At 49.8% G+C, this 8251-nt stretch carries 13 protein-coding genes and 1 tRNA gene; 6 read left to right on the forward strand and 8 right to left on the reverse strand.

The window, feature by feature from the left end:
- Nucleotides 1-455 precede the first annotated feature (455 nt).
- Both POTG_RS22320 and POTG_RS22325 read right to left on the reverse strand, forming a co-directional pair.
- The gene (locus POTG_RS22320) at nucleotides 456-779 is read right to left on the reverse strand and encodes a DUF1292 domain-containing protein (RefSeq protein WP_009227121.1); all 324 of its coding nucleotides are present in this window, start codon (nucleotides 777-779) and stop codon (nucleotides 456-458) included.
- 136 nt (nucleotides 780-915) lie between these two features.
- A complete protein-coding gene (locus POTG_RS22325; RefSeq protein WP_009227122.1) occupies nucleotides 916-1470 on the reverse strand; it encodes a copper amine oxidase in 555 nt (184 codons plus the stop codon).
- Nucleotides 1471-1652: 182 nt separating this feature from the next.
- Between POTG_RS22325 and POTG_RS22330 the strand changes: the two genes are divergently transcribed.
- Nucleotides 1653-2390: an MBL fold metallo-hydrolase gene (locus POTG_RS22330; RefSeq protein WP_036646728.1), complete on the forward strand. Its 738-nt coding sequence runs from the start codon at nucleotides 1653-1655 to the stop codon at nucleotides 2388-2390.
- 68 nt (nucleotides 2391-2458) lie between these two features.
- Here the strand turns inward: POTG_RS22330 and POTG_RS22335 are convergent, their stop codons facing one another.
- From POTG_RS22335 to POTG_RS22345, 3 genes are all read right to left on the reverse strand, one after another.
- Nucleotides 2459-2698 carry a DUF3892 domain-containing protein gene (locus tag POTG_RS22335; protein ID WP_009227124.1) on the reverse strand — a complete coding sequence of 80 codons (240 nt, stop codon included), beginning with the start codon at nucleotides 2696-2698 and terminating at the stop codon, nucleotides 2459-2461.
- Nucleotides 2699-2766: 68 nt separating this feature from the next.
- Nucleotides 2767-3219, reverse strand: a complete 453-nt coding sequence (locus POTG_RS22340) for a GNAT family N-acetyltransferase (RefSeq protein WP_009227125.1) — start codon at nucleotides 3217-3219, stop codon at nucleotides 2767-2769.
- Between the two features lie 240 nt (nucleotides 3220-3459).
- On the reverse strand, nucleotides 3460-3741 hold the full coding sequence (locus POTG_RS22345) for a hypothetical protein (protein ID WP_036646729.1): 282 nt from the start codon (nucleotides 3739-3741) through the stop codon (nucleotides 3460-3462).
- Nucleotides 3742-3983: 242 nt separating this feature from the next.
- Here POTG_RS22345 and POTG_RS22355 point away from each other — a divergent pair.
- Together POTG_RS22355 and POTG_RS22360 are read left to right on the forward strand one after the other, a co-directional pair.
- Nucleotides 3984-4056, forward strand: a tRNA-Val gene (locus POTG_RS22355).
- Between the two features lie 143 nt (nucleotides 4057-4199).
- A complete protein-coding gene (locus tag POTG_RS22360) occupies nucleotides 4200-4784 on the forward strand; it encodes a hypothetical protein (RefSeq protein ID WP_009227128.1) in 585 nt (194 codons plus the stop codon).
- Nucleotides 4785-5216: 432 nt separating this feature from the next.
- Here the strand turns inward: POTG_RS22360 and POTG_RS25270 are convergent, their stop codons facing one another.
- The 3 genes from POTG_RS25270 to POTG_RS25455 form a co-directional block, all read right to left on the reverse strand.
- Complete coding sequence (locus POTG_RS25270; RefSeq protein ID WP_311202309.1) at nucleotides 5217-5396, reverse strand: hypothetical protein; 180 nt, start codon at nucleotides 5394-5396, stop codon at nucleotides 5217-5219.
- Nucleotides 5393-6085, reverse strand: coding sequence for a metallophosphoesterase family protein (locus tag POTG_RS22365; RefSeq protein WP_323079104.1), 693 nt, complete (start codon nucleotides 6083-6085; stop codon nucleotides 5393-5395). Before POTG_RS22365 ends, POTG_RS25270 begins: the two co-directional genes overlap by 4 nt.
- Before the next feature lie 64 nt (nucleotides 6086-6149).
- Nucleotides 6150-6233: a hypothetical protein gene (locus tag POTG_RS25455; protein WP_407673976.1), complete on the reverse strand. Its 84-nt coding sequence runs from the start codon at nucleotides 6231-6233 to the stop codon at nucleotides 6150-6152.
- A 296-nt stretch (nucleotides 6234-6529) separates the two neighbouring features.
- On the opposite strand from POTG_RS25455, the gene POTG_RS22370 reads away from it, so the two are divergent.
- The 3 genes from POTG_RS22370 (at nucleotide 6530) to POTG_RS22380 (ending at nucleotide 8242) form a co-directional block, all read left to right on the forward strand.
- Complete coding sequence (locus POTG_RS22370) at nucleotides 6530-7294, forward strand: polysaccharide deacetylase family protein (protein WP_009227130.1); 765 nt, start codon at nucleotides 6530-6532, stop codon at nucleotides 7292-7294.
- A 25-nt stretch (nucleotides 7295-7319) separates the two neighbouring features.
- A complete protein-coding gene (locus tag POTG_RS22375) occupies nucleotides 7320-7508 on the forward strand; it encodes a hypothetical protein (RefSeq protein WP_009227131.1) in 189 nt (62 codons plus the stop codon).
- A 194-nt stretch (nucleotides 7509-7702) separates the two neighbouring features.
- Nucleotides 7703-8242 (forward strand): DoxX family protein, encoded by a 540-nt coding sequence (locus POTG_RS22380; RefSeq protein WP_009227132.1) that lies wholly within the window; start codon nucleotides 7703-7705, stop codon nucleotides 8240-8242.
- Nucleotides 8243-8251: the final 9 nt, after the last annotated feature.

Consider the following 8251-nt stretch of genomic DNA (forward strand, 5'->3'; position numbering starts at 1 on the left):
ATATCCATATATAATGAGATGACCTAATATATGGTAATTTTACTATATCTTAAATTTGGAAATATTGGAATAATTATTTTAATTTTTTGTTCTTTTTGATCAAAGTGGTATGTGCTCTTGGGGTAAAACCTTCTGTTACCAAACTGCATCTAAACTCTACCCTTGCATCAAGTGACTCTATATAATCTCCACTCCTTTGATTTTCATAACCCCTTCAAAATTTCGATCGTCTCCCTTCACTTGATCATGATCTCTTTTCGTCTATACTTCGGGTTTTGAACGCAGCCCGAACATCTCAATGATCTTGTTTTTCACAATCCCCAGATCTCTCTCCCGCATAAGTGGGTAGTTTTTTGCTTCAAAGGTGTCGTAAAAACTCATCAACCTAGAACTATACAAAAAGCCCCCCGCTTCCGGGGAGCTCTTAGCTTCTATACCAGGTGATCCGCCGCAAATTAGGCTTCATCCATTTGGGCGACAAGCTCGTTGTAAGCTTCTTCTACCTGTTTCCATTCCTGTTCGTCTTCGATATTGTAAAGCACCATTTCTTCGTTCTCTTCTTCCATGCGGAGAATGATGCCGTCCGCTTCCGGATTGTTGCGCTCGAGCAGCAATGCGTACACTTTCTCGCCAACGTCGAACGTCTCGACAAGAACCATCTCTACGTCGTTCCCTTCTTCGTCGGTCAGCGTCAACACAAACTCTTCATGCTCATGATCATGGTCATGATCGTGGCCGCAGCCGCATGCTTCGCCGTGTTCGTGATTGTGGTCGCTCATGAAATTACCTCACTTTAAGTATGTTTTAATGGACTGAAGAAGGGTCTCCCGCTTCGTTCCTCCCGTATCGTAACATTTTTGGTGGGGACAGGTCAATTTTCGTGAGCGGATGCCCGTGTTGTGCTCGGTTGTGCGGTTATTTCAGAACGTTAATGCTTTTCTCCGCAACGAGCACGAAATCTGATCCGTTAGACGGTTTCATGTAGAACCCTACGATGTAGCGGCCCGATGTCTTGAAATCATACGTGTAGTCCTTGGTCCGGAACCAGAAGTTATCGCGCTGCTCTTTGATTTCATCCGTCTGGATCTCCTTGGACGTCCCGTCCGGGGCCGTGATGGACACCCGCACTGCCGAGATGTTCGTGCGTAAATTATCAATTTGAGAGAAAACATTAAACTTCAGCTTCCCCGTCTTCTTCACATCGCCAAACACATTGTCATCCGCGAATAGAAACATATGGACATTGGGTTTATAATAATTCACCGTTTTGGTGCTGTCATTAAATTCAACTAAACCTTCGAGATTGCGTACGGGTACATAGGTTTTGCCGTCTATAATATATCCGCCGTCTTCCAGCTCGCGGCCGTTCAGCATCAGCTTCACCTTGGTGCTCGCGGCGTCGGCAAAGAGCAGGGAACCTCCCATAAGAGAGAATGCCACCACCAGTAATGCAACTCTTCTCCATTTCATGAATGTTGACCCTCCATTTGATTCCTGTTGATGTATAGTTATACTCGCTGGTTCCGGTCAAGTTGCGGTGTTGATGGGAAATGACGGCATTTTTTTATAGAGCGAGCCTAACCTTTTGTTTCGGCTGGAAATTGTGTACAGTTAAAGAGGTGATCCATACTTGACCTAAGGGGGAATGCCTGATGGCTTTACGACTACAAATGCTGGGGACGGGCGGAGCGTTTGCCAAAAAATATTTTAATAACAACGCGCTCCTCTATGCCGGTGACTTCACCCTGCTCATCGATTGCGGAATCACCGCCCCCCTGGCGCTGCACACGATCGGCAAGTCGGTGGAGGAGATCGATGCCGTGCTGATTACCCATATCCATGGCGATCATGTTGGAGGCTTGGAAGAGCTGGCTTTTCGCCGGAAATTTGGTTCTGGACGGAAACCGATCCTGTATATTGCTGAAAATTTGGTGGAGCCGCTATGGGAAAATACGCTGAAAGGCGGGTTAAGCCAAGACGGTGTAATCCACTCGCTAAACGACGTGTTTGACGTGCGTCTATTAAAGGAAAGCGAGCCTGCACAGCTTGCCCCTGAGTTAAAAGTGGAGCTCATCCGAACGCCGCATATCCCGGGTAAACCCAGCTATTCGCTTTATATCAATGATGAGATTTTTTACAGTGCGGATATGACGTTCGAGCCGGAGCTCTTAATGAGGCTTGTTCGTGAGCGGGGGTGCCGCCGAATTTTTCACGAGGTCCAACTTACCGGGAAAGGTGAAGTTCATACGACGCTGCAGGAGTTATTGTCCCTGCCAACCGAGATCCAAAGCCAAATCCTGCTGATGCATTATAGCGATGATATGGAATCCTTCCGAGGCGCTACGGGGAACATGGACTTTCTGCGTCAGCACGAAGTCTATACGCTGTAACCAAAAGAACCCTGCGGGCATGATGACCTGCAGGGTTCTTTTTTCAAAATATAGGATATGGATCAACGTTATTCGAAGCTAGGCAAGTTATCCAAGTTGTTGGACGGATCTCCATCAGCATCGCCGCGGATATACATCTCTCCGTCCCGTCCCTTAAACACATTGACGCCGGCGATCGCGCCTGCCTTCACTTCCTGCAGGGCTTGCTGGTAATCCAGCACGCGGCCGCTGGACGTCTTGAACGCGACCAAATCCCCGTCACCGTTCTTCCGCACGGCAATAAACGTTTCTCTGGTATTCAGGGCCATCGGCTAGCTCATCTCCTCTTCATTAAGATTAGATCTAGCTTGCCCCAAAACCTCCAAACCTATGACCTTTACGATTTTAACGACTTGACCATCCGGACGTGCGGAATACCGGCGTCATCAAACGGTTCAGTCGAGATTGTCTCATAGCCGAGTTTAGCATAGAACCCTTCGGCATGGCATTGAGCATCCAGCACCGACTTCGTGAGACCGAGCTCCCGTGCCAGCTCCTCTAAGGCGAGCAGCAGGATTTTGCCTACGCCTTTCGAGCGGTACGGCTCACGTACGGCGATCCGCTGCATTTTGGCGGCATTGTCTTTATAGTAAATCAATCTGCCTGTCGCAACATAGTCCCCTTCCAATTCGATCAGCACATGATGTACATCCGGGCCAATCTGGTCGTACTCGTCAATTTCCAATTCAACGGGGACCTTCTGTTCCTCGACGAACACCTCTTTGCGGATGTCCAGGCATTTCTGTAATTGCTCCTCATGATCGACATGAATGATTGTTGCAGCCGACACTTCGTTCCCCTCCCACCATTGCTTGTCTGTTGGATCATCTAAACTGCATCATTATACAAAAAAATCATTTTCATGTATAGTTGTCTCATGGACATCGATGGAAAGGAGCTGGCTTAGGGGTATGGTCATGGGCGTAACAATCGCCGCTGCGGTCGTCATCGCGGTTTTGCTGATTGCCTCCATGTTTTACACGACGAAGAAAGGCTACTCCCGCAAATGGGACGAGGAAGAATAAAGCATTTATTCCGTGGAATACACATCCTCTATAATCGTAGGCGAATACACGCCATCCGACACGGATGGCCCAAACGGCCAAGGGAATGCGCCGGTCTGCCGGCTTAAGGTCTCCGCGTTTGGCGCCATGCGGCAGGCGCTGGTCAGGGCCAGCAGCAAGACGGCCCCCGCGACGGCAACCCAAAGGGACCGCGGCCGTTTCGTCTCGCTCTTCGGCGACGAGATTTGATCATTGCTGTTGTTATGATGGTTAAGGCCAATATGGCGGTGATGGTGGTTCCAACGCATGTTCACTTCTTCCTTTCGTTACGTGGTGCCTGTCTGTCTGATATATGCGTGTCATGGATGTATGCAGTGCTGACTGTATGCGCGTCTTGAATGAAATGCAGCGTCGTGACGTCATGCGCCTTACCACTCGGACACGCATTCCTCCACCATTGTTGACAGAGGACAGACACCTTATACTCTAGGAAAGTGTTGACAAGAACCCCACCGCCTGATAAGATAATTTTTGTCTTCACTATAAGTTTGATCTGCTAGCTCAGCTGGGAGAGCACCATCTTGACAGGGTGGGGGTCAGTGGTTCGAGCCCACTGCAGATCATAGAGAAAATCCCTTAAAGCATAAGCTTTAAGGGATTTTTTATTTTCTCTTTTGTCAGATTAAGATGGCCTCCGATTCGAAGATAATATAGTATATAACTGGTATTTACTGTATAATAGGGAATAGCCAAAGGGGTGGTCCTTTTGAAAAAAATCATGTACGTTTGTTTGATCGTTGTTCTTCTGATGCTAGCTGGCGGTTGCGGAACTGGGGCAAAGAACAATGATATCTCACCCATTGCTGAGGATGTCGAGCAAACTCCCGGGACTTCGCCAGGCTTATCCATAAGAGATGGTGTAGCCGTATGGGACCCAGGCTCAGAGTGTTGCAAATCTTTTGAAGATACCTTGAATGAAGTGCCATTTGAGGTTTCTATTCCAAAAGTTCCTTTTCCGATTACCCATCAGTCTGCCGATATCGTCCCAGCTAACTTTGACTTGATCCAATTGACCTTTGCTAATGAAGAGCGAGGAGAGCAACTGATACTGGCTGTTTCAAATTCGCAGGTAAAGTCCAAACCGGATGGTAAAAAGGGGCCAAAATTAAGTGATGGCACACAAACCTGGATCCAAAGCACACCAAGCTTAAGCGGGCTCTATTGGAGAAAGCAAGGATTAACCTATGCCTTAGGATCGAACAAGGTGGAAGATGGTAACTTTGTTCCTTTGTACAGTATTTCTGAACTCGTTCAGATTGCTAACTCTATTGTCCAACCTCCCCACCTCTAACGGACCGTACCGACCTTATTTGTTCATTTCCCGGAGATTTCCCGAGCTAACGGACTCAAGTGACCTTATTGGGCAAAAATACTCATCGATTCAACGCAACAGACCCGAATAAGGTCTCTGAGGTCCGTTAAAACGGGTAGGCTTGCGTCCGAACCCAAATAACGGCTCTGGTGTCCGTTAGCGCAGCCGAGATGCCAGCTAGCAGCTATCAGCAAACCGCAAACACGCTACCTTCTACCATCTACCAGCCAACATCAAACAGCTAGCATCTACCAGCTATCAAATATCCGCAAGCAGCAAACGGCCTCTTGCTTCTTGCCTTTGTTCCGTCGCGCCATAGCACCGCACAAAAAACACCCGCCCCTAAAGGTGCGCGTTCTCGTTAAAGTATGTTACTGTTCACCATACGTCCACCCGATTTCCAATCACCTGCTACCCCCGCGGATACTCCACCCGAAACTGTGCGGACTCCATCCATTCGCCGCGGGTAAAGTCCCGACCGCGTACGAGGACATGGTCGCGATAAACTTCGACGTAGAAGCCTTGGCTGCCGTCCTTGTGTTCGTCTTCGTCGGTCCACAGGTCGGCGACCGAAGCGGCATTGAACATCACCGGCCCTCGCCCTCCACACCATAAGAAGTGTGAGAGGCATCCAACTCCCAATGGGTATGCCCCGTAAAGAGAATCGCCTGCGGGTGACGGGCCAGCACGGCACGGAGATCCGCATCCTGCACAACGCCGTACCAGCGCTGCGCTTCGTAGGAGCCGGCGACCGTGTTAAGCAGCGGCTGATGCAGGAAGACGAAAACCGGGCGGTCTGCCGCAGCGTTTTCCCCTAACTTGTCATCGAGCCAAGCCAGCTGCTTCTCCGACAACGAGCTAAACAACTCCAGCCCTTCTTCCGTTCCAAGAAAAATAAAATGATACCCATCAATCCAATGATCATGATAAATGCCCTCCGCCCCGGTACCGCGCAAAAATTGTCCCAAACGTGCCTCCCAGTTCTCCAATGCGACATCATGGTTGCCCATCGTCACATATAGCGGAGGCACTGCTCCGCCAAACCGATGCCAATTTCGGTTCCACGCTTCGTATTCATCCGGAAATCCGTGATCCGTCACGTCTCCCGCATGCATGATGCCAACGCTTCCCGTGCCATTTGCCGCGATATCTTGCAGCGCCCGCTCCAAGTTGACGTTATGCGTATGCTGCTCATCTGCTCGAACATGCGTGTCGGTAATAACCCTGAAACGAAAGCAAAAGCTCCTCGTCCCGCCGTCCTTCCCCTGCCTGCTGCTCATTGCGATCAACCATTCCCTTAGCCTCCCTTACCACTCATATTCAATCCGACAACAACGAGGACAATCACGCCAATCCACAGGATCGAAGATAGCGACAATTTCTCTGGGACAGAATGACTCCCGCCAAAGAAATCAGCACGATGTCCACCCCTAACCATACCGCATAAACGGTACTTACCTTAATATACTACGACATCCTGTTTTCGAGGATCGGCCGTAAGAGCAAAAGCAACATGAGCTATGCCGTGCGTTCGAAACGAGCTGGAAACTCCCGAAGAGGAACGCAAACGGTGCCTGGAGGATTTGCACAAGCTCAAGGTTCACCCTTCCATGGATAAAAGCACCGCCAACCAGCCAAACTAAACGGACAGCGCCGACAGGAAGCTGCGAGTTTCCCCGGACGGACATGCGCTCAAGTATAGTTGATGGAGGCACGTAGAACCGATGGTCAAAATCAAACTGGGAGCAGCGCTCACCATCGCCCTTGCCGCTGCGCTGCTCGCCCCTGCAACAGAGGCATCCTCCCCGGTTCATGGCAAGCAAAGAAGCTATTATGAGGAACGCGGGGACATTGTGTGGGAAGTGCCGACGCAAGAAAAATACATCGCCTTAACCTTTGATGACGGGCCGGATGAGCAGCAAACTCCGAAAATTCTCGAGCTTCTGGAGAAGTATCAAGCGAAGGCGACCTTCTTTGTTGTGGGCGACCGGGTGAATCGATTCCCCGAAATCGTCAAAATGGAACAAGCCGCGGGCCATGAAATCGGCAACCATTCCTATCACCATCCTTCCTTTCATCGACTGGCGCTACCGGCCTTGAAGGAAGAAATGGCCATGACCCAGGAAGCCGTATTCGAGACCACCGGACGTAAACCGGTCCTCTTCCGCCCCCCGGGCGGATATTATAATGATGCCATTGTCGAGCTAACCAAACATAACAACCTGCAGATGATCCTCTGGTCCTGGCATCAGGATACGAAGGACTGGACGTCACCCGGCGTACGCAGAATCGTGCGCAAGGTGCTGGACAACGCCCGCAACGGTGATATTATCCTGATGCATGATTACGTGTATAACAGCACGCAGACGATCGAAGCGTTAAAGGTCATTTTGCCGGAACTGCAAAGCCGGGGTTATCGCTTCGTTACCGTATCCGAACTGCTGACGCATAAAGTTACGCCGGATCATCATATTAAGGTTGACCACTAGACTTCATTGGAAAGGAGCAACACAGATGGATAAGGAGCAGAATACCCTGCCTTCTGGGGAAGGCTCCGGCGTGGATCCGATTCCCGTTCCGAAACACCCTACCTCAGCCACCGAGAAGCTCGAAGATTTCGTTGGCGAGATGATGGAGGAATGGACGGAAACCTTTACGGGTGAGGCGGAAGAAAAGAATCAGAGCAAGGATCAAGCCAAATAAGTGAAATCCACCAAACATGCAGCAAGACGGGGCTTCAGCCCGCCTTGCTGTTTTATATTAAAATTTATTTTCTCAATTTTTGATATTTGTGATTTAAATCACATATATAGTGAAATAAATCACATATAATAAAGACATCAAAGATGATCATCCGAAAAACAAAAAACCAACGATAAATAAAAGGAGTGGTTCTTATGTTTAACAATTTCCTGAGAACAAACAAAGTGGCGATGTGGCTCCTGACCGTTATCCGCGTCTACCTGGGCTACCAATGGATCGAAGCCGGCTATCATAAAATCACCGGCGGCTTCGATGCCGCAGGCTTCCTGACCGGAGCGATCGCGAACAGCACTGGCGACCATCCGGCCGTACAAGGCTGGTGGGCGGCCTTCCTGGAACACTTTGCCTTGCCGAATGTCGGACTCTTTAACTTCCTGGTGCCTTACGGCGAATTCCTGGTTGGCCTGGGGCTGATCCTCGGTACCTTCACCACCTTCGCTGCACTGATGGGCTTCGTGATGAACGCCGCGTTCCTCTTCTCGGGTACGGTAAGCACCAACGCTCAAATGTTGATCCTTGAAGTACTGATTCTCGTCGCTGCAGCTAACGCTGGTAAAATCGGCCTCGACTACTACGTGATGCCTTACCTCCGCAAGTTGTTCCACAAAAAAGGCGATGCCGGAACGCAAGCCCCGACGCCTAAGCAACCGCTGAACGTTAAACACACGGCGTAAGCGCCGCAC

It is taken from the genome of Paenibacillus sp. oral taxon 786 str. D14, assembly GCF_000159955.1.
GTDB classification, from domain to species: Bacteria; Bacillota; Bacilli; order Paenibacillales; family Paenibacillaceae; genus Fontibacillus; species Fontibacillus phoenicis.